Annotated in this window: 26 protein-coding genes and 1 tRNA gene; 15 read left to right on the top strand and 12 right to left on the bottom strand. The window is 47.2% G+C overall.

The window, feature by feature from the left end:
• Positions 1–2: 2 nt before the first annotated feature.
• From ACR9Y8_RS04600 to ACR9Y8_RS04590, 3 genes are all read right to left on the bottom strand, one after another.
• A complete protein-coding gene (locus ACR9Y8_RS04600; RefSeq protein ID WP_481212058.1) occupies positions 3–863 on the bottom strand; it encodes a FecR family protein in 861 nt (286 codons plus the stop codon).
• On the bottom strand, positions 773–1,168 hold the full coding sequence (locus ACR9Y8_RS04595) for a hypothetical protein (RefSeq protein WP_481212057.1): 396 nt from the start codon (positions 1,166–1,168) through the stop codon (positions 773–775). Before ACR9Y8_RS04595 ends, ACR9Y8_RS04600 begins: the two co-directional genes overlap by 91 nt.
• A 69-nt stretch (positions 1,169–1,237) precedes the next feature.
• Positions 1,238–1,822 (bottom strand): RNA polymerase sigma factor, encoded by a 585-nt coding sequence (locus ACR9Y8_RS04590; protein WP_481212056.1) that lies wholly within the window; start codon positions 1,820–1,822, stop codon positions 1,238–1,240.
• 277 nt (positions 1,823–2,099) lie between these two features.
• Here ACR9Y8_RS04590 and ACR9Y8_RS04585 point away from each other — a divergent pair, with 277 nt between their 5' ends.
• Positions 2,100–2,627: a hypothetical protein gene (locus ACR9Y8_RS04585; protein WP_481212055.1), complete on the top strand. Its 528-nt coding sequence runs from the start codon at positions 2,100–2,102 to the stop codon at positions 2,625–2,627.
• A gap of 90 nt (positions 2,628–2,717) precedes the next feature.
• Here the strand turns inward: ACR9Y8_RS04585 and ACR9Y8_RS04580 are convergent, their stop codons facing one another.
• The gene (locus ACR9Y8_RS04580; protein WP_481212054.1) at positions 2,718–4,379 is read right to left on the bottom strand and encodes a DNA polymerase/3'-5' exonuclease PolX; all 1,662 of its coding nucleotides are present in this window, start codon (positions 4,377–4,379) and stop codon (positions 2,718–2,720) included.
• A gap of 24 nt (positions 4,380–4,403) precedes the next feature.
• Positions 4,404–4,598 (bottom strand): DUF2188 domain-containing protein, encoded by a 195-nt coding sequence (locus ACR9Y8_RS04575; protein ID WP_481212053.1) that lies wholly within the window; start codon positions 4,596–4,598, stop codon positions 4,404–4,406.
• Positions 4,599–4,703: 105 nt separating this feature from the next.
• Here ACR9Y8_RS04575 and ACR9Y8_RS04570 point away from each other — a divergent pair, with 105 nt between their 5' ends.
• The 7 genes from ACR9Y8_RS04570 to ACR9Y8_RS04540 all read left to right on the top strand — a co-directional run bounded on the left by ACR9Y8_RS04570 (position 4,704) and on the right by ACR9Y8_RS04540 (position 13,865).
• Positions 4,704–5,126 (top strand): hypothetical protein, encoded by a 423-nt coding sequence (locus tag ACR9Y8_RS04570; RefSeq protein WP_481212052.1) that lies wholly within the window; start codon positions 4,704–4,706, stop codon positions 5,124–5,126.
• A gap of 51 nt (positions 5,127–5,177) precedes the next feature.
• Entirely contained in the window at positions 5,178–5,765 is a 588-nt protein-coding gene (locus ACR9Y8_RS04565) for a Crp/Fnr family transcriptional regulator (RefSeq protein ID WP_481212051.1), read from the top strand.
• Positions 5,766–5,825: 60 nt separating this feature from the next.
• The gene (locus ACR9Y8_RS04560; protein WP_481212050.1) at positions 5,826–6,734 is read left to right on the top strand and encodes a haloalkane dehalogenase; all 909 of its coding nucleotides are present in this window, start codon (positions 5,826–5,828) and stop codon (positions 6,732–6,734) included.
• Between the two features lie 100 nt (positions 6,735–6,834).
• Entirely contained in the window at positions 6,835–7,758 is a 924-nt protein-coding gene (locus ACR9Y8_RS04555; protein WP_481212049.1) for an alpha/beta fold hydrolase, read from the top strand.
• An 847-nt stretch (positions 7,759–8,605) separates the two neighbouring features.
• Entirely contained in the window at positions 8,606–9,568 is a 963-nt protein-coding gene (locus ACR9Y8_RS04550; protein WP_481212048.1) for an NAD-dependent epimerase/dehydratase family protein, read from the top strand.
• Between the two features lie 74 nt (positions 9,569–9,642).
• The gene (locus ACR9Y8_RS04545; protein ID WP_481212047.1) at positions 9,643–11,940 is read left to right on the top strand and encodes a tetratricopeptide repeat-containing sensor histidine kinase; all 2,298 of its coding nucleotides are present in this window, start codon (positions 9,643–9,645) and stop codon (positions 11,938–11,940) included.
• A 14-nt stretch (positions 11,941–11,954) separates the two neighbouring features.
• Positions 11,955–13,865, top strand: a complete 1,911-nt coding sequence (locus ACR9Y8_RS04540) for a sigma 54-interacting transcriptional regulator (protein WP_481212046.1) — start codon at positions 11,955–11,957, stop codon at positions 13,863–13,865.
• A gap of 50 nt (positions 13,866–13,915) precedes the next feature.
• Here ACR9Y8_RS04540 and ACR9Y8_RS04535 read toward each other — a convergent pair whose 3' ends face one another.
• From ACR9Y8_RS04535 to ACR9Y8_RS04525, 3 genes are read right to left on the bottom strand one after another with little or no spacing between them, the layout of a single operon-like run.
• Complete coding sequence (locus ACR9Y8_RS04535) at positions 13,916–14,521, bottom strand: NADPH-dependent F420 reductase (protein WP_481212045.1); 606 nt, start codon at positions 14,519–14,521, stop codon at positions 13,916–13,918.
• Between the two features lie 37 nt (positions 14,522–14,558).
• Positions 14,559–15,317, bottom strand: coding sequence for an SDR family NAD(P)-dependent oxidoreductase (locus tag ACR9Y8_RS04530; RefSeq protein WP_481212044.1), 759 nt, complete (start codon positions 15,315–15,317; stop codon positions 14,559–14,561).
• A 30-nt stretch (positions 15,318–15,347) separates the two neighbouring features.
• Entirely contained in the window at positions 15,348–16,217 is an 870-nt protein-coding gene (locus ACR9Y8_RS04525; RefSeq protein WP_481212043.1) for an AraC family transcriptional regulator, read from the bottom strand.
• Between the two features lie 324 nt (positions 16,218–16,541).
• Here ACR9Y8_RS04525 and ACR9Y8_RS04520 point away from each other — a divergent pair, with 324 nt between their 5' ends.
• The 4 genes from ACR9Y8_RS04520 (at position 16,542) to ACR9Y8_RS04505 (ending at position 19,224) form a co-directional block, all read left to right on the top strand.
• Positions 16,542–17,210, top strand: coding sequence for a hydrolase (locus tag ACR9Y8_RS04520; RefSeq protein WP_481212042.1), 669 nt, complete (start codon positions 16,542–16,544; stop codon positions 17,208–17,210).
• Between the two features lie 145 nt (positions 17,211–17,355).
• Complete coding sequence (locus ACR9Y8_RS04515) at positions 17,356–18,102, top strand: SDR family oxidoreductase (RefSeq protein ID WP_481212041.1); 747 nt, start codon at positions 17,356–17,358, stop codon at positions 18,100–18,102.
• Between the two features lie 108 nt (positions 18,103–18,210).
• Positions 18,211–18,930 (top strand): ester cyclase, encoded by a 720-nt coding sequence (locus ACR9Y8_RS04510; RefSeq protein ID WP_481212040.1) that lies wholly within the window; start codon positions 18,211–18,213, stop codon positions 18,928–18,930.
• A 30-nt stretch (positions 18,931–18,960) separates the two neighbouring features.
• Positions 18,961–19,224: an Atu4866 domain-containing protein gene (locus tag ACR9Y8_RS04505; protein WP_481212039.1), complete on the top strand. Its 264-nt coding sequence runs from the start codon at positions 18,961–18,963 to the stop codon at positions 19,222–19,224.
• A 185-nt stretch (positions 19,225–19,409) separates the two neighbouring features.
• Here ACR9Y8_RS04505 and ACR9Y8_RS04500 read toward each other — a convergent pair.
• Positions 19,410–19,483: transfer RNA gene (locus ACR9Y8_RS04500), tRNA-Pro, on the bottom strand.
• A gap of 157 nt (positions 19,484–19,640) precedes the next feature.
• On the opposite strand from ACR9Y8_RS04500, the gene ACR9Y8_RS04495 reads away from it, so the two are divergent.
• A complete protein-coding gene (locus ACR9Y8_RS04495; protein WP_481212038.1) occupies positions 19,641–19,880 on the top strand; it encodes a hypothetical protein in 240 nt (79 codons plus the stop codon).
• A gap of 49 nt (positions 19,881–19,929) precedes the next feature.
• Here ACR9Y8_RS04495 and ACR9Y8_RS04490 read toward each other — a convergent pair whose 3' ends face one another.
• Positions 19,930–20,139: a hypothetical protein gene (locus tag ACR9Y8_RS04490; protein WP_481212037.1), complete on the bottom strand. Its 210-nt coding sequence runs from the start codon at positions 20,137–20,139 to the stop codon at positions 19,930–19,932.
• A complete protein-coding gene (locus tag ACR9Y8_RS04485) occupies positions 20,139–20,360 on the bottom strand; it encodes an RNA polymerase sigma factor (RefSeq protein ID WP_481212036.1) in 222 nt (73 codons plus the stop codon). Before ACR9Y8_RS04485 ends, ACR9Y8_RS04490 begins: the two co-directional genes overlap by 1 nt.
• Before the next feature lie 243 nt (positions 20,361–20,603).
• Here ACR9Y8_RS04485 and ACR9Y8_RS04480 point away from each other — a divergent pair, with 243 nt between their 5' ends.
• Positions 20,604–20,945, top strand: coding sequence for a TfoX/Sxy family protein (locus tag ACR9Y8_RS04480; protein ID WP_481212035.1), 342 nt, complete (start codon positions 20,604–20,606; stop codon positions 20,943–20,945).
• Between the two features lie 23 nt (positions 20,946–20,968).
• Here ACR9Y8_RS04480 and ACR9Y8_RS04475 read toward each other — a convergent pair whose 3' ends face one another.
• Positions 20,969–21,148 (bottom strand): hypothetical protein, encoded by a 180-nt coding sequence (locus tag ACR9Y8_RS04475; RefSeq protein WP_481212034.1) that lies wholly within the window; start codon positions 21,146–21,148, stop codon positions 20,969–20,971.
• Positions 21,149–21,265: 117 nt separating this feature from the next.
• Between ACR9Y8_RS04475 and ACR9Y8_RS04470 the strand changes: the two genes are divergently transcribed.
• Positions 21,266–24,463, top strand: coding sequence for a GH92 family glycosyl hydrolase (locus ACR9Y8_RS04470; protein WP_481212033.1), 3,198 nt, complete (start codon positions 21,266–21,268; stop codon positions 24,461–24,463).
• The last annotated feature ends 54 nt before the right edge of the window (positions 24,464–24,517 follow it).

Raw genomic sequence — 24,517 nt, 5'->3', positions numbered from 1 at the left:
GGTTATTGTAAAATAATAAGACGTTTTCCTTCTTCTATACGGTATCTGACTTCAACCCTGTTTAATATCTTCAGTACCTGGGACAATTGAAGAGAAGTTGGTAGTTCCCCCTCAAATGTGATATCGGGTATTTTACCTTCATAGATCACTGCTATATCGTACCATCTGGCCAATTGTCGCATCACCTGCTCCAGTGAAGCCCCATCAAAATTAAAATACCCGTCCTTCCATGCGATTACCTGGTTGGTATTGACATCCTTTTCCAAGCGGATGGATGCGTCCGGCAGCATGCTGGCCTGCTGTCCGGGATTGATCTGCAGCTTCCTGCCCCCGGTAGTTTCCACTAGTACGCTCCCTTCCAGTAGGGTGGTGTTGATGCTGGCTTCATCAGGATAGGCATTAACGTTAAAGCTGGTGCCCAGTACCTTCACCTGCATCTGATCATTTACATGGACAGAAAAAGGCCGGGCAGCGTCTTTGGTTATTTCAAAGTAGGCTTCCCCGGTGACCTCCACCATGCGTTCAGCGCCTGTGAAGGCGGTGGGGTACCGCAGGGAGGAACCCGCATTGAGCCAGACTTTTGTATTGTCCGGCAACACCAGCTGGAATTTACGTCCGCGAGGCGTAGTGATGGTATTATAGCTGACGCCTGCAGCTCCCGCAGCGTCATAGTGGAGACTGCCATTGCTGAGCCTTAGTTGTGTGCCGTTCTGGCTGGCAATGATCCCGTTGCCGATACTATCCAATACAATATCTTTTCCGTTGGCCAGGGTTAGTATGGCGCCTTGTCTGCCAGGGACGGCGTCATTAACGATATTGACTTTAGCAAGCGTTTGTTTTTTAAGGGCCGGGTGGTTTGCCACAGGGTTGCGCCTGCGACAAGACAGAGTACGGCGGCGGCCCACCACCAGTAGCGCGACCTGAGAGGGCGTAGCCGGGCCTGGGCGGTCGACTTCCGCAGGATCTTATCCACCATTTCGTCTTTCTTTTGGGTGGAATATACCTGTCCGGCCTTCAAATCGTTCCAGGCGGCTTTCAATAGGGGAGGAAGCTCCTGGTCGGTGTCTGCATGCTCCAGCAGGTCCATTAACTCCTCGCTTTCAGCAGGAGTCGCCTGGCCATCGAACCAGCGTTGGAACAATATAGAAAGCCTGGATGGTGTTTGCATAGAAAAATCTGGCTTTATAATAGGAACAACGTGAAAATAAAAAAGGGGCTATGTCCGGGAATTTTTTTTTTAATGCTGTACAAATAAGGCTACAATGAGCAGGAGGTCTATCCGGGAGCCAACATATTGCATGATGGAGGCGGTGGCGTATTGCAGGTATTTTTTGACGGTTTCCCTCGAAAGACCGGTTGCCGTGGCTATTTCGCTATATTTCATGCCATCTTTCCGGCTCATGATCCAGACCTTCTGTTGCTGAGGGGGAAGTAAGCGGACGGCCTCTTCGATCAGGCTTAAGCCGGGCTCCAGGTATTCGGGATGGTCTTGTCCCAGGAGCGCCCGGTTTTCCTCCCATTGTTTTTTACGTTTGTTCTCCCGGATCATCTGCTTGATGATATTTAATGCATGGTTGCGGGAGATAACAAACAGATAGTTTTTGAAATTGCGGATGTTGACAAGGGTTTCCCGGCTGGTCCATATTTGAAGGAAGATGTCCTGCACAATGTCTTCCGCCAGCTCGTCTGATTTGGTTAAGTTCCGGATATAGATGTGCAGAAGATCGGCATAGAGGTGGAACAGCTCCCGGAATGCCTCTTCGTTGCCTGTGGCGACAAGCGGGAGGAGGTTGTTGGTGATATCAGGAGCGTTGGTTGACAATAAGGAGGCGGTTTAATGGGTGTAAACTTAATAAAAAAGGAGGTATGAAGGATGCGGGGTATCGGTACGGATATGTCCCCCGATAATAAACTACTGCAGCACACCTGTGGGAGGCGCATATTGTCTGGACGGAGGCAGCTTTGCCTCCTTCCGTGGGAGAAGGCGCCCCGCTACAAGGCCACGCAGAACACAGGCTTGTAGTATAAGTTATTGATAATTATTGTTGTTGATACATAGTTTTTGGGTATCTTGTTACCAGCAACGCTATTGAAACTTCATGCAGAAAATTAAAGATGTAAATCAAGGCGACCTACTGACTTTCAAAGCCGCCGATGGCAGATACAAAGTGCTACTTTGCACGAGTACCGATAAAGAAAGAAGTCCTCAGAATTTCACCTTTGCAGCATTAACATATGATAGTGTAGACAAGCCCACAGTTGAAAGTATTTATGAAAGTGAGTTTTATGGAATAGGCAATCGTAAAAGAGACTATTTCAAGTATTCGGACAGCGAACTGCAAAGAATGTGGACCATTCATCCTGAAGTCAAACCTTATGATTTAAGTTCTTATGCACTTATAATCTGGCGCAAAGACTTTATGAAGTTTCGGGACAACTTTGAGCTTGTTGGCAACATAGAAATTGTTGATCACCTTGATAAAAATGGTAGCGGCGGAATGAATGCAAGCGGGTGGGATTTTTTGCAGTCGTTTTTCAATGAAAAGTTTAAGACATTCCTGCCGGACAAGGGGCAAACAGTGTTCAAAGTGAAAGCTATTAGCCAGTCCATCCATACACAAGAATAGAGCATGCTTCCTGCGAAGCATTCTCAGGGAATGGATGAGAAATTTGTCAATGAACAATGAGCTTCTTTGTAAAACTGGCGCCTTTCGAATCTACCGTAACGACATAGAGCCCCGCCTGCTGAGCCAGCGCTGAATCTTTGCCAGCGGCATGGCATTCCAGGTCATATCCCTGGTAAGGCCGCCTTTACGGGCTGCCTCGATTCCCCAGCGGATATTGTCTATTTCTCCAATGCTGTGGGCATCGGGATTGACGGAAATCATGACGCCTTTCTCCATTGCGTAAGGAATATGCGTCCAATCCATATCCAGCCGGTATGGGTTGGCATTGATTTCAATGATGACCCCATTGGCCGCGCAGGCATCAATGACCTTTTTAAAATTAAGCGGGTAACCCGGGCGTATGAGCAGTTGCCTGCCGGTCATGTGGCCCAATATCGTTGTGTACGGGTTTTCGATTGCCTTGACCAGGCGCCTGGTCGCTTTTTGCTCATCCATTTTCAGTTGCTGGTGAACGGATATGATTACCAGGTCGAACTGCTTTAACAGGTCACTGGAATAATCCAGTTCTCCGGACACAAGGATATCGCATTCAATACTTTTAAAAATTTTGAAGGGCTTCATCTTTTTGTTGAAGGCATCAATGGCAGCAAATTGTTTAAGGACATCCTTCTCTTTGAGCCCGCCGGCATAATGTGCATTTTTAGAATGGTCGGAGATGACGCAATACTCATATCCCTTATCCCTGCAGGCTGTGATAAATGACTGCAGGTCATCCACGCCATCACTCCAGTCGGTATGGTTGTGGACAACTCCTTTGATGTCCTCAAAGGAAACGAGCTCCTTTCCCTTTTTGACGAAGTCCCATTCTGCAAGGTCTTCCCTAAGTTCCGGTTCAATAAAAGGGAAACCGGCTGCCTGGTAAATGGCATCTTCCGAAGAAAGCTTTTTAATCCTGCTAATTCTGCTCATCACCTTGTCCACATGTGCCTGTGCGCCCGTGCGGCGAAACAAATTTTCATAAAAGCCCGTCTTTGTCGTATGATAGATTGTTACCGGTATTTCATCAAGTGTGTACCCGCGGGTGATTTCTTTAGAAGCCGTTTTAATCAGAAGCGCTTTTTGAAGCGGCAGTGAGGCGAACCTCGACGAAGGTATCGCTGTTAAGATTTCTATTCCTTCTACCGTGAGTGTTTTTCTCCTGATGTCTCCACATAAGCTGATAAGAGGCGTTTTAGCGGCTTTTTTTAAGTAGTCGACCAGTCCTTCGGCTGTGGATGCCACACTGGCATAATGGTAGCGGTTTTTGCTTTCGTTCAGCGCTTCAATGGCGGCCGCGATGTTCTGTTGTGTCCGCGCACCAAAACCGGCAATGGTCAGCCTGTTGTTTTTACATGCCTCCAGCAGCGTCTCCACATCATCAATTTTAGCGAGGTGCCATAAAGCATATAACTTTTTACCACCGAGGCCCTTGATGCGCATCATTTCAAAAAGTCCGGGCGGCGTCAGTTGGATCAGTTCGTCAAGAACAGCGATTGTTCCTGTCTTGTTCATCTCTTCCACCAACTTCACCAGCTCCGGCCTCAGGAAATTCTTTAATTCTTTTTTTGTAAGTGATGCAACTTCCACGGAAGCGTTACGAACGCGGTAGGATGCGCCAGATAAGAGGTGGGATAAGCGCTCATCTTTCCCATGCACCAGCAGTAATTCGGCAAACAGGCTGAACTGGCGTGCTATATCGCGGTTCGAAATCATTCTCGTGGTAACGATGCTAAAGTTTTATCTGGTCTTCTTTAAATTTTTTTTATCCTCTTTTTTGAAATACAGCCTTGCCTGCTTCAGTCCGGTAGCGATGGCTACACCTTCCTCTGCGCCGTTTAAAAGCATCTCATTAGCAATCTCAACAGCCTTTTCGCGTAGCCTGGGCGGCTGGTTTTTATAAGATGGCGGGTAATCTCCATTATACCAGGGCATATCAAAGTCTTTATTTACGGTAACGCAAATACTGCACCATTCCTTCAAGATAAACGGCTGGCTGGCCGAACTTACCTATCTTTGCCCTGCCTTTAAGTATACACTATGGAAGAATTCCGCGCTTCGTGTGCCCTTGTTCGTACAAAGTATCCCTATGAGATCCGCAGGGTCTTCGTTCCTATTGTTTTGCTGCTGATCGCCTTGTCTTTCGGGTTACTGGCTATACCGCTAATATGGTACTGGCTATCTCGTAAAACCACTGCTGCTATCCGCATTGAGGGAGATATTTTTGAAGTGGAGTACCGACAGTATCTGAGACGAAAGACCAGGCGTTTTAACAGGGCTGGAATCCATTTGAAGCTGATGAGTTATGAGGACAGTGTAAGTGAGCCGCCCTATTATGTGGTGCTTATTTACGACAATAATAAACTGAAACATGAAGTGGACAGCCGCGACGGCTTTTCAAAGGAAATGCTGGCGGGTGCTATTAAGATCTTCGCCAGGGGAGGCATAGGGTCGCATGCCTGATCCTTATGTAATCAGGCTGTTCAGACAATAAACAAATTTCAGCAATAGAACATGCACGAAGCTTTTATAAATAATATACGAAGGCACATTGAGCCGACCAGGGAAGAAATAGAAATTTTTTTATCTCTTGCGGTTGCTAAAACCGTTAAGAAGAAAGAGTTTTTATTGAAAGAAGGTGATGTTGCAAGACATCAGTTTTTTGTGATCAACGGTTGCCTGCGGACTTATACTATTGACCCCGGCGGCAAGGAGCACGTTTTGATGTTCGCACCCGAAGGTTGGTGGTGCAGTGGTGATTTGTATAGCTTTTTCTCGGGGCAGAAGAGTGTCAACAACCTGGAAGCGCTGGAGCCTACAGCCTTATTACAAATCAGCAAAGACAACCTGGAAATTTTGTACGAGCAGGCGCCAAAATTTGAACGATTTTTCAGGGTGTTATTTCAAAACGCTTTTGTCTTTCATCAAAACAGAATAAATGCCAACCTTTCACAACCAGCGGAAGGAAGATATGATCTATTCACAAAAGCTTACCCTGATCTTGAAAACCGGATCCCGCAAAAATATATTGCTTCGTACATCGGTGTTACCCCAGAATTTTTCAGCCAAATGAAAGCAACTATGTTTCGCAAAAAAACTTAATGTACATTATTTTTTAGCGAACGGAGGGATCGTTGCTTTGTTGTATAAATCATTACACTTATGGAACGCAAAGCAAACGTACAGGATATCTTCGGCGAAAAGCCTTTTGCTGAAAAGAAATTTATTGAGATTAAAGGCCGCCGCATGGCTTATATTGATGAAGGCGAAGGCGACCCTATTGTATTTCAGCATGGCAACCCTACTTCATCCTATCTCTGGCGAAATATAATGCCTTATTGCCGTGGTCTTGGTCGCCTTATTGCCTGCGATTTGATTGGCATGGGCGACTCGGAAAAGCTTCCCAACTCAGGGCCCGGACGGTATTCTTATTTAGAGCAACGCGATTTTCTTTTTGCACTTTGGGAAGAGTTGAAACTGGAGAAAAGAGTGATACTTGTGCTTCATGACTGGGGCTCTGTATTGGGCTTTGATTGGGCAAATCATAACCGTTCCCGCATTCAGGGTATCGTTTATATGGAAGCATTGGCGATTCCTTTTAAGTGGGATGAATTTGAACCTAAAGTACGTGATTTATTCCGGGCTTTTCGCTCTCCGGCAGGCGAGGAGTTGATTTTAAAAAACAATGTGTTTATCGAAAAAGTATTGCCGGCCGGAATTTTTCGGGAACTCAGTGATGCGGAAATGACGGAGTACCGGCGGCCCTTTCTTAACGAGGGCGAGGACCGCCGCCCGACATTATCATTTCCACGCCAAATTGCTTTGGACGGAGAGCCCAAAGCGGTGGCTGAAGTAGTAGCTGGATATGGGGATTGGCTTAAACAAAGCCCGGTTCCTAAGCTTTGGATCCATGGCAACCCCGGTGCAGTTGAAAATGACAGTATGCGGAAATTTTGCAGTACATGGCCTAATCAAACAGAGGTATCAGTAAAGGGTAAACATTTTTTACAGGAAGACAGTCCTATGGAAATTGGAGAGGCAATTGCTGAATTTGTAAGAAAGTTGCGTTGAAGGCGCCTTACATAAAATAGTAAAATTAAGACAGTGCGATACCGATGCCTCAAAATTAGCAGGTTTTTTGTGGGTGAAATTGCTTGCTTAAAAAAGTTTTATGTCAACAGTAAAGCCCGACATGATGAATGAGCAATTGATAAAGTTTATTGATACAGATACGCTGGTAATTGCATATGTTGAGTACGGTCCGGACAATGGATGGCCGGTGATACTGTCCCACGGGTTTCCCTATGATGTGCATGCTTTTGAGGAAGTGGCATTGATCCTGGCACAGGCAGGTGCAAGGGTCATCGTTCCATATACCCGCGGGTTCGGTCCAACCCGCTTCGTTTCCAGGAACATCATGCGCAACGGACAGCAAGCCGCCCGGGGCCTGGACATCCTCCAGCTTTCCGATGCCCTGGGCCTGGCAAGGCCAATACTCGGTGGTTTTGATTGGGGAGGTAATGCGGCGTGCGTAGCGGCCGCACTATGGCCGGAAAAAGTTGCCGGCCTTGTATCCTATGCAAGCTACGACGTGATAGATGTAGGGCAGCAAAAACATGCTTTTGCGCCATCACTTGAACGCGTCTGTTGGTATCAGCACCTTTTCCAGTCCGAGCGTGGGCGTGAATGTCTGGCAGCACACCGCTACGAAATTGGAAGGATGTTATGGAACGAATGGTCGCCTGGCTGGAAATTTGAAGAAACGTTGTACGCGCGGACGGCCGCCGCTTTTGAGAACCCCGACTTCGTGGATGTTGTCATCCATTGTTACCGGTTCATGCATGGCTTGGCAGCGGGTGAACCTGCCCTGCAACCGCTTGAAGATCTTCTGGCCCGAAAGCCCGCTATAAAGGTGCCTGCGGTGACGATTGATGGCGCAAAAGATCCGCTTAAGCCAGGTGGAACATCGGATCACGCCGGCCTGTTCGTTGGGCCGCATGAACATATTGTTGTCGATGCCGGGCACAACGTGCCGCAGGAAGCTCCCGGCGTATTCGCTGATGCGGTAATAAAAGTTCATGGCTGGCTGGATTAATAACTGTTTATGCAGCTTGAGGGTGGATTTTTTCTTGCCACTGTGATAATACAGAGGATGTAACGATCCATAACAGGTACACATCGATAGTAACCCTCTCTGTAATACCCTGCCATGGTGTTGGTTACGCCTGCACGATGAAATAAGACCAAAAGCCAACAGGCCAATTGACAAATAAATCGTGGAATTCTTTAATAAAGAAAGATCTGAAGACAGGTCCTTTAACTTATTTGACGGAGTCTTTTGAATTGAATCTAATTTAAGACTTATTTCTCCATAAATGAAACTTTGTGTTTTACGACAATTGCTTGTATTTGTTGCAATGCTGTTTCAAGTTGAACGTAATCGTCAATTTGTACCGGTATTCCAATTAGGTCAACGGTCTCTTTTCCTTTTATTGTGAAACCACCATTTTTGTGTTTGGCAATTTCTTTAATGTCATTAAAATAAATTGAGATTGTAGGCGTGTGAGTTGCTGTCTTTTTACAAGATTATTAGTAATTGTCAATGTGTAGCTTTCAAATAGAGCCTTTTGTCTGTTTACACCGTGATAAACTCCAACAATAAGAGATGCTGCGGTGAACCACAGGACAGCTAGTCCGTTTTATTTTCCTTGAATTTCCGTAACAGGCAAAATTTCCTCCGCCTTTTTGAAGTTTGCCAGCTATTAACATTTAATGACATAGATAGTTATAACGATATTTCGTTGGAAATAGATCTTTGTAACAAAATATCGGTGTTGTACACTTCCCAATTTTTTATAAGTAGTTAATTTTCAAACCGGATTTTTTCTGGCATAAAACTTACGCACCTGGGGTACCGGGTAAAACTGTAGCAACTAATTCTGATGAGAATAACAACTGAATACCTTATATTAGGGGCGTCGGGGGGAACGGGATTCGCCTTTTCATTATTTCTCATGCAGAGAGGGATTCCTTTTACTTTGCTTGTTAGTGACCAGCGACATATTGCGGCCGTATTCACGCAAAAAGAACACATAGAGATAGTGGTAGGGAATGATGGGGATCCGCTGGTATTAAACAGAGCGACCAGAGACAAAAAGTATATATTCCTGGGTAACGGTCATTCATGGCTTGACTGGCAGAAAAAAGGACTTTCTTTGGTGCGTAATCTGATCGCAGCTGCTGCCGGGCAGCACGTAACATTGATTTACCCGGGAGCTGTGCTTCAATTCCCGGGTGATAAGCCGATCACAGAAAGATCCGCTCCGAGGCCTTTGTCCCAGCGCGCAGCGCTGGAAGTGAAGCTGGAAGACATGCTGCTTGACGCCGTAGTCGCAGAAAAGTGCAGGGTCCTTATCATCAGGCTTGGGGAGTTGTACGGGCCCGGATTGTTTAACGGTGATCTTAAAGCGGTTTTTATAAATGCACTGAACAAAAAGGAGAACAGTTACCCGGTTAACATTGATATACCAAGACAGTTTGTATATACGGAGGATGCCACAGAGGTGATATTCCGGTTGTTGCAATCGCAGAGACATATATTTTTCGGTGTTTTCAACTATGCAGGCGAAACTTACGCTTCTGCCAGAAGATTCCTGGATGAGATCCACTCGCTCGCGGGATCCGGGGCGCCGGTAAAGGCGCTGAGCAAAAGGAAGATCCAGTTCCTTTCCCTGTTCGGGGATTCATGGAAGGAGCTACGCCTGAAAACACCATACTATGAACTTCCATTTTTGTTGGATGATTCCCATACGAGGAAACTTCTCCCGGATTTCAAACCAACCGGGCCCCGCGAAGCTATCGGGAATACTTTGCAATGGTTCCGGAATAGCGGTGCAAATCAATAAATGCGAACCAACATTTTAGAGGGATGTTATGCATGTGTAGTTTTAGTGGACAGATCTTACGGGTGTGCGCGGGTATGCTATCGATGGCCGGTAGCCTGATATTTCCTTTTGCCTCAGCGTCCGGACAAAACACAGGCCAGCGTGAAGCCTCAGCTCCGGGAGATACCAACCTTATAAGATACCTGCTGCAGAAAGCCTCCACGTATTACGATACAGAATGGAACTATACCAACAAGGTGAAAATTGACAGCGCGCTTCCGCTTCTTGATAAAGCGCTGGAAATATCACATGGCGCCAGAAACCTGTTGTTTGAACATCAGAGCAATATCGATCTCGGCAAGTATTATTTTCGCTGCGACAATATACCGATGGCTCAAAAGTTTTTTCATCAGGCAATCACACTGGACAGCCTAAGTGGAAATAAGGCGTTGGAGGCATCTGCCTGGTACGAGTTTGCTGACAGGACGCCGGCAATAAATGGGGAAATCACGCAAAAGCTCTTTTATTATAACAAAAGCCTTGCCCTTTACAGCGCGTTAAAAGACCGGGGAAAGGAAGTGGATATCTACCTGCGCATGGCTGTAGAACGACTAACCAATGGACAGCCTGTACAAGCCAGGAAAGACCTCCAATGGATCCTGCAGTTACAAGGCGTTTATCACGACCGGACACAATATAAGAGCTACAATTACCTGGGTATGGTGGAAGCCGGAGCAGGCAACTATAACATCGCTGTTAACTATGGGCTGGCTGCACTCAAAGCCCTTCAGCCCGGAAAAGATCGTTTCATTGAAAGCCAGATATATTGTAACCTGGGTAAGTGGTATCTGGAGCTGGAGCAAAGCGCCAAAAGCCTGGAATATTTTACTACGGCGTTAGAGAAGTTCCAGGAGCTTTCATTCACCAATATCCATCAACGATTCTACGCGTATTCCCTGCTCAGGCAGACGGTGCAGGTGATGATAAAGACGGGAGCAGCGAAGCAGGCTATCTCTTTTATTCAAAAAAAAGATGCTCAAATGTTTCCCGGAACTGACTACGCCAAACAATTTACTTATGGTGCGCTGGCAGACTGCTATGAGGCGCTCGGTCAATATAGCAGGGCGGAGCTTTACTACATGAAGGCAGTTAGCCAGGCCTTACACAATGGAAGGGTATCCAACAGCCAAAATGAATATTTCAAGGTCGCATCATTTTACAGCAAATTAGGGGATTTCCCCAAAGCAAAGCGCTATATTGAAAAGTTTATGTCCATCAAAAGCGACGCAAAGGATATAAACAAGCTACGGGAAATCCAGCACATGCTCTTTCGTATCGACTCGGCGGCGGGCAGGTATATCAGCGCAATTGAGCACTACCGGCAGTATAAGCAGTTGAACGATTCCATCTTTTCGGTCAAAAAAAGCAAGCAGATAGAGGAGCTGCATATACAATATGAAACGGTTCAGAAAGAGCAAAGCATACAGTTGCTCCGGAACAGGGAAAAGTTGCAGCAAAGTGAGATAGCAACTGCCAACTTTAATAAGAAATTTTTTATTGCCGGCCTTGTTTGCCTGGCGATAGTTTTATTACTGCTGTATAATGACTACCTCCATAAAGCTCACAAAAACAGGCTGCTGATCAAGCAACAAGATACTATCAGCAGGAAAAACAGCTCGCTCCAGGATCTCGTAAATGAAAAAGAAAGGCTGCTCGCCGAAAAGAACCTGTTGCTCGATGAAAAGGAATGGTTGTTGAAGGAAATTCACCATCGTGTCAAGAACAGCCTTCAGATCGTGATCAGTTTGCTTTATTCTCAGTCTAAGCGGCTTAAGGACGAGGAAGCGATCAGCGCATTCCGCGAAAGCCAGCAGCGGATACACTCCGTGGCGCTGATGCATCAGAAGCTCTACCTGTCAAACAACCTGAAGCATATCAACATGGATGACTATATCGGAGAGCTTGTTGCGCATCTTAGCGACGCATTTGATATAACCGGCCAGGGCATCAGGTTCCACCTCAACATTGGAAAGGTAAATCTGGCGCTGGCACAGGCGATCCCAGTGGGCCTGATACTGAACGAGGCCATTACAAATGCTATAAAATATGCATTTCCCCGGGAGGAGAGCTGCAATATTTATATTTCGCTTATGGAAGATTTTAGCAGTTTTGTCCTTGAAATATCAGATAACGGAAAAGGATTTCCGGAGCATTTTGACGCCTACCGGACAGATTCCCTGGGTATGACGCTGATCCGCGGGTTAAGCGATCAGCTGGAGGCTGATTGCGTGATTATGAACACAAATGGCGTTACGATCAGAATACGGTTTCTGAAAGAGAAGGGCTGTAACGATTACGTGGGTGAGCATGCGGTGCTACCTGCCAGTTTTTGATAAAGACTTTATTTATGAGTAAGAAGATATTAATCGTAGAAGATGAGTTTGCAGTGTCCTACCAGCTAAAGATCATACTGGAGCAAAAGGGATATGAAGTATGTGGGATAGCAGTATCGGTGCCAAAGGCGCTGGTGCTGATCGATATGCATAGCCCGGAGCTCGTTTTGCTGGATATACAACTGAAAGGAAATATAAACGGCATCCAATTGGCACATACCCTTAACAACAAACGAATACCCTTTATTTATCTCTCAGCCAATTCGAGTGAAAGCATTCTGATGGATGCGAAAGAAACCAGGCCGCACGGTTTCCTGGTAAAACCATTCAGGGAAAAAGATCTTCTTGTAGCGATTGACATTGCCTTATACCGTCACGAGAACAGCCTGGAGTTGAAACAACAGCAGCTGTCTGAAATGGAAAAGTTTCTGCAACACGTGGCTGCTGTTCAGCGGGTGGAAGGACACAAATTTGCGGAAGCATTACAGAACGTGATCCCATTCGATTTGCTTACGATATTCAGGCTTAAAAACGGGATTTGGAAGCTGGAGGATTGCGGATACCTGAGGATTAATTACAATGAATACCAGCGGAACGGGCCCGAGCAGCTGTCCAATATTTCAGGACTGTCAGGAAAAGAACTTGCGCTGCTGTCGATGAGGAATGCATCGCTGAACACGCCATCAATATACATAAGTGATAACTTCAGCACCCTTGCAGACAACAGCTCTCTGGTAGGTTTTTTTGCGTCTAAGTTTAAAATGAAAGCATTGCTCTTCCAGCCGCTGCTGATGCCGGATGGTTCCGTTGCTGCCATGTGCTTTTTCGGAAAGAGGAGCGATCTGTATTCGTTTGACCATATCGGTATATTGAGCGCTTTACGCGCCTTCCTGGAACCCGCTGTTGAGCATGCGTTTAAAGGAGCAGAAACGACAAGTCCTCAGCGCAGAGTAGAAGTGCCGGCGCAACCAGACAATGGTTTCTATGGAATTATTGGCCAGAGCTCTTCCTTGTTGACGGTCTTTGATCACATCAGGAAGGTAGCTGCCAGGGATACCTCCGTGCTGATACTCGGGGAGAACGGCACCGGAAAGGAGAAGGTAGCAAAGGCAATACATCAGCTTTCGCCCAGGAACAAAAAGTCGCTGGTCATTGTGAATTGTGCGTCACTTCCGGGAGAATTGATCGAGTCAGAGCTCTTTGGTCATGAGAAAGGCGCCTTCACTGGCGCTATTGAACATCGCGCCGGCAAGTTTGAACAGGCCTCCGGTGGTACTATCTTCCTTGATGAAATAGGTGAGATGCCGCTCAGCGCCCAGGTGAAGCTGCTTCGTGTGCTGCAACAACGGGAGATAGAGCGGATCGGGGGGCGGTCAACGATCAGGGTGGACATCCGGGTCATTGCAGCTACGAATCGCAACCTGGAAAAGGAAGTGGCAGAGGGAAGATTTCGGATGGACCTTTATTACCGGCTGAACGTATTTCCGATAACACTCCCACCGCTCCGTGAGCGCATAGAAGATATACCGCTGCTGGTGACGTACTTTCTGAATGAGCAGTCAGAAAAGACAAAAAGCGATCCGTTTACCATCACTTCGGCAGCCATGGAGCTGCTTTCAGGATATCACTGGCCCGGTAATGTACGTGAGCTGGAAAATTTGGTAGAAAGAGCGGTAGTGCTGTCAAACGGCAATGTCATAGATCAGGTTCCGTTACCCGCAATAGCAGCGATGGGCGGCCACAACGGAGCAGCGAAAGTAAGAACGATCGAAGAAATTGAAAGAGACCATATCATCCAGGTGCTGAAGAAATGCAAGCGAAAGATCTACGGTCCAGGCGGCGCTGCCGAAATGCTCAAGATTCCGCCTACTACCCTTAGTTCGAAGATAAAAAAGCTCGGGATTATGAAAGACATGATAAGCTGAGGGGGAAAAGGGCGCCTGTAGACGCCCTTCTTATTGCAGCGATATCATTTTCATCCGATCTTCAGCAGGTTCAGCGTAGCCAGTGCCCCCTTTGCCTGTTGCAGTTTGCTCCCCGTATGAAGATCACCCAGGTCAATGGCTGCAAACCCAATTTCTTCGATTACCTGTGCTACGGTTTCTTTTGCAGCTTTATGGTTGCCAGATATAAAAAGTACGCGCCTGCCGTTTCCTTCATGCGGGTTCCCGGCCAGTATCTTAAAATAGATGGTATTGAAAGCTTTTACGAGATGCGCGCCAGGGACGAGGCCTGCCACTACTTCGCTGGATGCAAGATCGCCGAGGTCGGCTGTTTTGAACTCTGGTGCAAAGGTGATAAAATGATTAGTGGCATCAATTACTATCTTACCCTGCCAGTTGATGAGAGGCGTTAATGTATCGATTTCGCTCCAGGGCAGTGAAAGGAGTACGATATCTGCCGATGCCGCTTCTGCGGCCGTTCCAGCCGTTACTCCTTTACCTAATGCATCAACGGTTGCTTTTAAAGTTTCAGGAGCTTTCCCATTGCTCAGCGTTATTGTGTAGCCGGCCTTAAGCAGATGCCGTGCCACTGTCTGCCCGATATTACCGGCGCCGATTATGCCAAAAGTTTTTTTCATGTTGTCTGTACGATTGTTTTATTATTGAATTGATATTTTAAAAAGCAGTGAAGCCGCCATCTACTATTAGCTCGGCGCCTGTCATGAAAGATGAATCATCACCTGCGAGGAAGAGGATAGTTTTTGCAAGTTCCTCCGGAGATGCGCCGCGGTTCAGCGGAGTGGCGTCAAGTGCCATCTTCCGGAAATCCTGTGCACCTTGCATCTTGCTGGTCATAGGCGTCTCTACAAAACCCGGATGAAGTGAGTTAACCCGGATGCCGGAGTTTGCCAGTTCGATAGCAGCCCCTTTGGATAACATCCTGACGCCGCCTTTTGATGCGGTATAAGCGTTCCCACCTGCATTTCCTGTGATCCCGGCAATGGAGGAGACGTTCACAATTGCACTTCCGGCCGTCATGTGCGGCGCAACGGTGCGTATGCCAATGAACTGGCCGGTTAAGTTTACAGAAAGCACGCGCTGAAATTCTGCAACAGATCTTTCTGCAAGCGGCGCCAGCAGGGATCCTGTTATACCAGCATTGTTGATCAAGATGTCAATCTTTTTAAAAAGACGGAGTGTCTCGTTTACAACTTTTTGCCAGTCCTCCTCTTTGGAGACATCCTGCTCAGAAAAAAATGCATTGCCGCCTTCCTGCCGGATCTGGTCTGTAACGGCCTTTAGTTTATCAGACTGCAGGTCGGTGAGCATTACTGATGCGCCCTCCCTTGCAAACAGCTGAGCTGTTGCTGCGCCAATACCACTGCCAGCGCCGGTAATAATGACCGCCTTCCCGGCTAAGCTCTTGTCTTTCATAAATGATCTGTTTATTGTATTGGTTATAGTTTAAAAGAGGCCTGTATGGCTGAGCTGCATTTTTTTATACTGCGTGAAATTATAGCCAGTTCCCCTTTTAAAGAACCGGCTGAAATGACAGGCATCCTCAAACCCAAGCATATACGATATTTGTTTTAATGTTATCTCGCCGTAACCGGCCTTTCTTTTAGCCTCCCTGATGATTCTTTGCGAAATGTGGTATCTGGCGGGAAAACCGGTGCTTTTCTTGATACAGTGATTCAGATAGTTAGGTGTGACAAAAAGTTCGCGGGCATAGTACCCCACCTCCCGGTTTTCCCAGAAGTTATTTTCCAGCAGGAAGAAAAAGTTGTTCACCAGGTGATGACAATGATCTTCAAGCTTAAAGCCCATATTGTACTTAATCTGCTGTTTCAAATGAAATAATACGATACGAAGCAGGTTTCGCACGATCTCCGTCCGTAGCAAGGCATGCTTGCTGAATTCGTTTAGCAGCAGCTGCAGTACATCGCCGATCTCTTCGAAAGCATCCGTTTCCATTTCCAGTTCCGGATTGTTCCTGAGCTGTGTGAACATAATGGCATCGGGAAGGCATTCAGGATCGCCTTTACCGGTATTCAGAAAATTTTCGGAGAAAGACATCACATAGCCCACCGCCGCTGCTGTGAGGACCGAACTTCGTTCATATCCCGAAGTAACACAATAGACACTGCCCCGCTTCAGCAGGTACTGCTGATCATCTATAATATGGTAACCTCCACCATCCATGATGAAGATGAGCTCGTAGGTGTCCTGTAAACGCTTTTTTATGAAATTGGGATACCTGGTGTGGTGCGCATTTAGCCTGTGGATATCAAAGGCTAAAGGTGAATCAGAAGTAAGCAGATTAGTCATGTTCATGCATCGGACGTTTTAATTGATAGAATGTTTTGATTTGCTCTCCGCATTCTTTCAAACAAAGAGCCATTTTCACAACTGTTTGATAAACAGCGTAGCAATACGTCCAGAATTTTTCCGACAACGTAATATCGTTGCATCGGCAACACCGCAACGATAGTTAGTTTTTTGTCTGACTTGCAGGCTTGAAAAAAGAATTGATTTGTACATGTTATCCGGTTAAATGTCTATCGACAATTGTGGGCACAGGGTCTACTTTTGTAATGCCACTTAAATTTTTCAACGCAACAATTCTTCAAGAAATAATCATCCTTTAAACTTCACAAAATGGAAATCTTAAACAGTACTACACCCAGGAATGGCCTTGAAGCCCTGCTTACACCAGACAACTGCGCAATGATCCTGATCGATCACCAGCCTTTCCAGTTTGCCGGCCTGCGAAGCCACGACACACAAACCATCATCAACAATGTTGTTGGTCTCGCCAAGAGTGCGAAGGCCTTTCATGTTCCGGTGTTGCTTACCACTGTTGTGGAAGAGCGGGGCGGCTACCTGATCAAGCAGCTGCAGGATGTATTTCCTGAGCAAAAACCACTTGATCGCACTTTCATAAATACCTGGGAAGATGGCCGTGTAACAGAGTGGGTAAAGAAGACAGGAAGAAAGAAGATCGTAATGGCGGCGCTGTGGACGGAGATCTGCCTCGCAATGCCGGTAATCCAGGCACTGGGCGAGGGATATGAAGTATTTATAGTAACAGATGCATCGGGGGGTGTTAGCTTGGAAGCGCATGAAATGGCCGTAATGCGTATGGTGCAGGCAGGAGCGGTACCAATTACCTGGACAGTATTCGCATCTGAGCTGCAGCGGGATTGGGCGAGAACTGAAACGGTGGCTGCTATCGGCGAGCTGCTGATAGCGCACATGGGCAATGTGGGAACCAGTTTCAGTTGGGAACTGCAGTTGTTGCGTAATGCCGAAGGTGTTGGAGCGTAAATGATTGTTTGAAATATGCAAGTAGTTGTTTGACTGGCGTAACAATGTAGGCTGGTACCTGCAGTAATTTTACATCAGCAAACAAGCCACGGGAGTAAAGATGTTACTAAGGGCTTATTGATATCAAATAACTAAAATCAGGTTTATGAACATTCAATCAAAAGTAGCACTGATCACTGGTGCCTCCAGTGGTATCGGTGCAGGCACTGCGAAATTGCTTGCAGCCAATGGTGTAAAGGTGGCATTAGCCGCCAGAAGAACTGAGAAATTGAAGCAATTGCTCAAGGAGATCCAACAGGGAGGTGGTGAAGGGCTGGCAATTGAAATGGACGTTACAGATCCAGCTTCTGTAAAGCGGGGTGTTGAATCAGTGGTTAAGCGTTATGGTACAATCAATATTCTGATCAACAATGCGGGCGTTATGCCGTTGTCAGATGTGGAAAGCCTTAAGGTGGATGAATGGCATAGGATGGTTGATGTGAACATCAAGGGGGTGCTCAATACCACCGCGGCCGTACTGCCGATTCTTATCCAAGAGAACGCAGGCCACATCTTCAATCTCTCTTCTATTGCCGGACGTAAATTATTCAAAGGCTTAAGCGTTTATTGCGCCACCAAACATGCTATTGCTGCTTTTTCAGACATTATGCGAATGGAAATAGCTCCCAAGTACAAGATCAGGGTAACCTCTCTGCAACCAGGCGCTGTAGCCACCGAGCTATTTGAACAGATCACAGACGCAGGCTACAGAAAGGCCATGGATGATCTCACCGGGCAGATGACCTTCCTGACACCGGAAGACATTGCTAACAGTGTGTTATATGCGCTGCAGGCGCCGGATCATGTGAATGTATCTGAGATCTTTATCCTGCCTACCGAACAGGCATGGTAAGAAACAAAGGGCTTATAAAGACCAGAAAGTAAATAAAGACAGGACTTCCCGGTAGACGGCATCCGCCGCTACCTGGAACCTGTCAATAATGTCACAGAAAATATTATTATGAAAACAGCTTTTGTAACACTACATGCAAAAAACGGAGACGCTGCCCAAAGCTTGGAAAAATCCCTCTTACATCTTCAGGCATTAAGCGGGCAGGAACCCGGTAAAATCCACTATGAGGTTTTTCAATCTGAAGCTGTTCCCCTCAGTTATTTCGTCCGCGAAAGCTGGCAAGACGAGGATGCTTTTGAACGCCATATAAACACACCCCATTTGCAGCAATTTGTGGCGGATACCGGCAATTGGCTTACGCAGCCTTTTGATGCCGTAATGCTGAAAGAACTCTCATCCGAAGGTGAAAGAAAATCAAATGGAGGAATTATTAAGGACCTTTATGAAGCAGTAAATAATAAAGATCTCGATTTTATCCGGAATCTTGGCGCCAGCTTCAGTGAATGGCTGGATGTACCCTTTAATTATACTACAAGGGGAGAGTCGGCTATCATCGATCCCTGGGTCAGCTGGTTTGGCATTTTTCCGGATGCTACCTGTGAAGTAAAGAGCCTGATCGCCTTCGGGGATTATGTAATAGCGCAGGGCATCGGCCGCGGGACGCACAAAGGTGTGTTCCATTCACCTGCGGGGGTTATTCCACCTGGCAACGCTAAAATGCAGGTGAACTTCTGCGATGTCTACAAACTGAAAGATGGTAAGATAGAAAGAGCCGATTCCTATTTCGATTTTTTCAGTCTCTGGAAACAACTTACAGAACGTAAATAAATATTCTAATAATTGTTAAAGAACCGTTAGATGAACACAAGTCCAACCATGGAACACACAAAGGATTATATAGGAGTATGGATAACTGCAGACGGTTATATCCGGCATGAACTACTTCCCGGTGGCCGTTATGATGAGGCAAGGGGAAACCGTAAAACCGCATACAGTGGGAATTATTGGGTTACCGGGAACCACATAGACTATAAGGATGATACCGGTTTTAGCGCTGACGGGGAATTCAGAAATGGTATCCTGTACCACGCGGGGATGATATTGTACAAAGAGCCCAGCTAAGTGGTTTTGTTGGTTTTCAATTTGTTGCAAGGCAATCCTTGAGTCAAACGTATAAAGAATTTTGACTCAAGGATTTACTCACGTTCAGAATGATATGAAATGATATAAAATGATGGGCCTTAAAAATAAAAAAGCCCGCAGAATAAGCTATCTGCGGGCTTCACGTCTTTCGACGCTAATTTCTGTCGGGACGACTAGATTCGAACTAGCGACCCCTTGCACCCCATGCAAGTGCGCTACCGGGCTGCGCTACGTCCCGAACCGGTTATCAGTATTTTTACTGACGGGATGCAAAAGTAACTATATTTTTCATTTCTAAAAACTTATTTTCCACTTTTTTATCTACTTCTATTTAAACTCCCTTCCATCGCCCTTTCCCCTCTGAAAATCCCCAAAAATGCTGCCAGGCTGCCACGATGCTTACACCCCCCCGCTTAACCTCCTCTATCTCCCTCAAAAACTCCTTCGCCTGCTCCACCACCGTCCATTCCTTCCCACTAAACAACCATCCAAACCACCGCTTCCGTGCATTCTTATCCCCGATATTCCGGTACATCCAGACAGCCACAAACGTGAACAGCCCCGTCACCGGCACGGATACCACCCAGAACCGCACATCCCCCAGCATCTCCGGCGTATACCAAAAAGTAGTATAAAAAGGCGCGCCTGTAAGAAAAGAATTCCCGTGATCCGGATCGTCGAAGCCTACAGCTCCGCCAGCTGCTTCTGAGTCTGCACCACACGCTCACTGTTATTGATCTGGCTGATCAGTACCAGGTGCCGGATATACACCGCAATGGCCACTATATTAAACACCATGATCATCCCCGCCGACACCACAAAGAAGATCCGCTCGAACCGCAGGGAGTTCAACACCAGGAAGCCTAAAAAAAGCACCCAAAGTACCCCCGCCACTACCAGGAAATAGCCACGTTCAGCGATATTTTATAGAGCCAGGTAGACAGTTTATACTGCTTATTATAATTCCCGAAAGAGCGCCATAGCTGGAAAATGATCTCTAGGATCACGTCTTTCCCATCCTCTTCCTGGCGGTAGTATAAATGCGCCACTTTATAAATAAGCCCCTTGTGCTCCGTTATGACGGCCAGGAATTTATCTGCTTGTTGTGGATCCATGCAGCGCTCCGCTTTAGTCGTTAAGTTGCAGGTTTTCGAGCCATTGCTTTACTGCCGTCATTGCCGTACTGGTAGTATGCAGGTAGAGCAGCGCGATATAAAGCAGCAGGCGGCCGGTTGCCGGTAATAATTCGCCATATTTGATGGTTCGGTGTTTTGATATGCTTTGTTATTCGCAGGAGGAGTAAAAAAATCACAGCCTGCCGGTAAAATATTTTTACTTTTAATTAAAACCAGCGCCTTATGCCGTTCAATGAAAAACTGGCCGATAGAGTAAGAGAACTTATCGCAGCCACAACAGATAAAATAGAAGAGAAGAAGATGTTCGGAGGACTGTGCTTTATGGTAAACGATAAGATGTGCGCAGGCGTGAAGCAGCACGAGGTGATGGTAAGGGTAGGACCTGAACAATATGAGGCCCTGCTGGAAAAAGAGGGCGTTCGCCCGATGATCCACGGGGAGAGAACCGCGATCGGCTACCTGTTTGTGGACGACTCCATGCTGGCTACTAAAAAGCAGCTGGAGTACTGGATCAAGCTGGCGCTGGACTTCAACCAATACGCTAAACCTTCCAAAAAGAAATAGGCCGGAAACACTCCGGCCCTTTGTTAACAGTCTTCCGTTGGCCAGCTGCAGATACAGATGGAGGCGCCGCAAACCGTCAGGGCGCCTGATACCAGTGTATCCTTCGTAATAATGGCGGTGTCTTTAACTGCTGTTTGCATACCGCTTAACCTGGCTACTTTGATCTTGTCGAGCCGCAGTTTCTTAATGGTTTTCTTTTTCATAACAGTACAATTTAGGATTACGGGTAAATGAAGATTCAGAGGGCTTCAGGGTCATGAAGTGTACTAAATTTATTGAATTATTTTGGTAATTTAACGACCGTCTTAAAAACAGTGAACTTGCATTCATTCGTAGGCTTTCATCATCGCTTTATATTCATTTTGCTTTTCCTGGTTGTTGCACAGCGCCTGCTGGCGCAAACCCGGGAGCGGGTTGATTACGTAAACCCTTTCATCGGAACTGCCAAAAGCAGCGTGCCTACCAAATGGGGCAGCGATGGAGGCACCTACCCTGGCGCTGTAGCGCCCTGGGGCTATTTACAGCTGACGCCCGAAACACGGGTGAGCGGCGCCAACGGCTACGACTATAACGATAGCACGATCTATTATTTTAGTTGCCTGCATCACAACAGTGGTTTCCCTGGTGGTTCTGCAGGGAGTTTGCTGGTAATGCCTGTAGACAGTCGCGAAAGCTTTCATACCGGACAATACAAGCGCCGTTTTTCTCACCAGGATGAAATGGCCAGGCCTGGTTATTACAGTGTGCTTTTTCGGGATAACAACACACGGGTGGAAGCGACTGCTACCACAAGAGGAGGGATGTTCCGTTTCACCTTTTCCGCAGGTGTAAAACCACAATTGTTCATCAACGAGAGCAGCAACGCTCATACAGCGCTTCGCTTCAGTGAGCCCTATATCAGCAAGGATCCTGTAAAAGGCGGTTATCTCCTGCGCTTTGCGCCTGCTGCCTCCGAAGCGAAAGTGATCCTGCTCCGCATCAGCGCGTCCAGGGTAAGCAAGGAAAGTGCAGAACGTAATATCGCCGTAGAGCTGAACAAAGGCTTTGACCAGCTCCGCGAAAACACCCGCGCTGCCTGGGCGAAAGTATTATCCGTTATTGACATCGCCGACAGCAGCGCCACCAATAAGACCATCTTTTATACCGCCCTGTATCACGCCTGCCTGCTACCCTGGGTAGTCTCGGATGTAGATGGTCATTACCGCGGCGCAGACGGGAAAGTACATACCGTTACCAACAGGAAGGCGTACGGCGGCTTTTCTCCCTGGGATACCTTCCGCTCATTACATCCTTTACTATCCCTTTTATATCCTGATAAGCAGCGGGAGATGATGCTTTCTATGCTGGATGTTTACCAGCAAACAGGGCATCTGCCCATTGAAAGCATGACCGGCAATCACGCCGTGCCGATTATCGTGGATAGTTATCTCAAAGGCATTACCGGTATTGATGCTGCACTGGCCTATACCGCCATGAAAAAGAGCATTGCAGATACGCCCTACCTGCAGCAGGATATGCCCGCCTTCCGCCAGCAAGACTACATTCCCTTCTCTTACCCCGAATCAGTAACGCGCACAGTGGAATATGCCTATGATGACTGGGCGCTGGCGCAGTTCGCCGGAAAGGTTGCCGGCAGGCCAGAAGATGAGCGCCGCTTTATGCAAAGCAGCTATGCCTACAGGCAGCTCTTCCACCCGGGCGAAATGTCTCTCTTACCCCGTGAAGGCAATACATTTAAACTGCAACCCGGCACTACCGGCTATAAAGAAGGCGACCAATGGATCTACACTTACTTTGTACCGCATCACGAACAAGACCTGGTGAACCTCATGGGAGGGAGCAAACTCTTTACAGAACAACTGGACGAAGCGTTGAAAAGCCAGCAGATCATCTTTGATAATGAAACCGTATTTCACATTCCCTGGCTTTTTAATGCGGCCGGCGCTCCGCAAAAAACACAGCAATGGATAGGGAACATACTGCAAACGCGCTTTGCTCCCACACCCGGCGGATTGCCCGGCAATGACGACCTGGGATCAATGTCCAGCTGGTATATCTTCAGCGCCATTGGCATCTATCCCGCATGCCCTGGCCGCCCGGAATATACCATTGGAGCGCCTTTGTTCCGCTCTTTACGTATCCACCTGCAGAACGGCCGTACGCTGCAGATCAAACGTAATGGCGCTTATCCTTACATCCAGTCAATGGCGGTTAATAAAAAACCCTACAATAGGATTACTATACCGCATACACGTATTGTTCAGGGTGGGACGATCGTATTTGAAACTTCCGCTACTCCTGCCCAATGGTCACTGCCTGAACAAATACCATCAGCAGGAGCACCGGATTTTACGCTTCAGCAGTATACCGTTTCCAAAGAAAAGGTGGAACCGCATGAGCTTTTCTGGATACGCTTTTCATTACATAATAAGGGCAGCATTGGCACACAGCAGCTCCAGCTTAAAGTGAACGGTAAGGAATATGCTCATAAGAATTGCCTGGTAGATAGCGGAGCAACCATTATCGACTCTATTCCCTGCCGCCTGTACCAACCGGGTAATGCACAGTTAATTTTGAATGAGGCCGCCACCATGGCCATTACAGTGGTAAAACCGGCGCATCCTTACCCTGATAAGCCTGAGCTGAGCGATGTTGCCTTTCGACGCCTTGTTAAAGCAGGCGATTGGCAGCAATGTTCCTTCACTATCCAGAACACCGGTGGCGAAGCCCGCGAGTTTGATGTACCGCTCATGCTGGGCGATAGCCTGATCTCCACAGAAAAAGTGCGCCTGCAGCCGGGCGACAACAAACAGCTCTCCCGCAGGTTCCGGCTAACAGCTGCAGCCTGGTATACCCTGCGGCTATACGATCTTCAGCAGTCCTTCCGCGTGTATGATGATCATACCGCTACATTGCTCTTAGACCTTGAACTGGATGGCAAAACAACTGATAAGGTATACGATCGCTCCGGCTTCTTCAATCACGGGCATATTATGCGCACAGGCAAGCAGGCAGACAGTTCTGCAAAGCTGCTGCTGGGCAGCAATTGCTTTATAGAAGTGCCTAATTCGCCCAGCCTGGATGTTATGGATACCACCATCACCATGATGGCCTGGGTATTTCCTACCGCCGCCGGTGATCACCTGGTAGATCTTTTCACCAAAGGTGACGTAGATGTGTTACAGGTAGTTGGCAACAGCTCGCTCACCTTCTTCGCAGGAGGCTGGGGCAGGGGAGATGTAAGTGCAGCATTGCCTGCCAACTGGCAAAACCATTGGCACCACATTGCCGGGGTTTGTGATGGTAACAGCCTGAAACTATATATCGATGGCCGGCTGGCCGCCAGCACCCGGCTGGAAGAGACGGTGAACCTCTCTGTTACCAACAGGTGGAACATTGGCCGCAACGAAGAATTCCCGGCTTCCCGGATCTTCCATGGTTACATGGACAAAATAAAAGTATTTGCCGCTCCTTTATCGGATGAAGAGATCCGGAAGGCGATGGGAACCCAGCCCTGATGCGGTTTCGCTAAAATGGACAAACGGTGCTGCGTAATTATCCTTACCTTGGCA

The organism is Chitinophaga sp. SVR4-12A, assembly GCF_056754765.1.
This window is presented reverse-complemented; position numbering and strand designations above follow the sequence as displayed.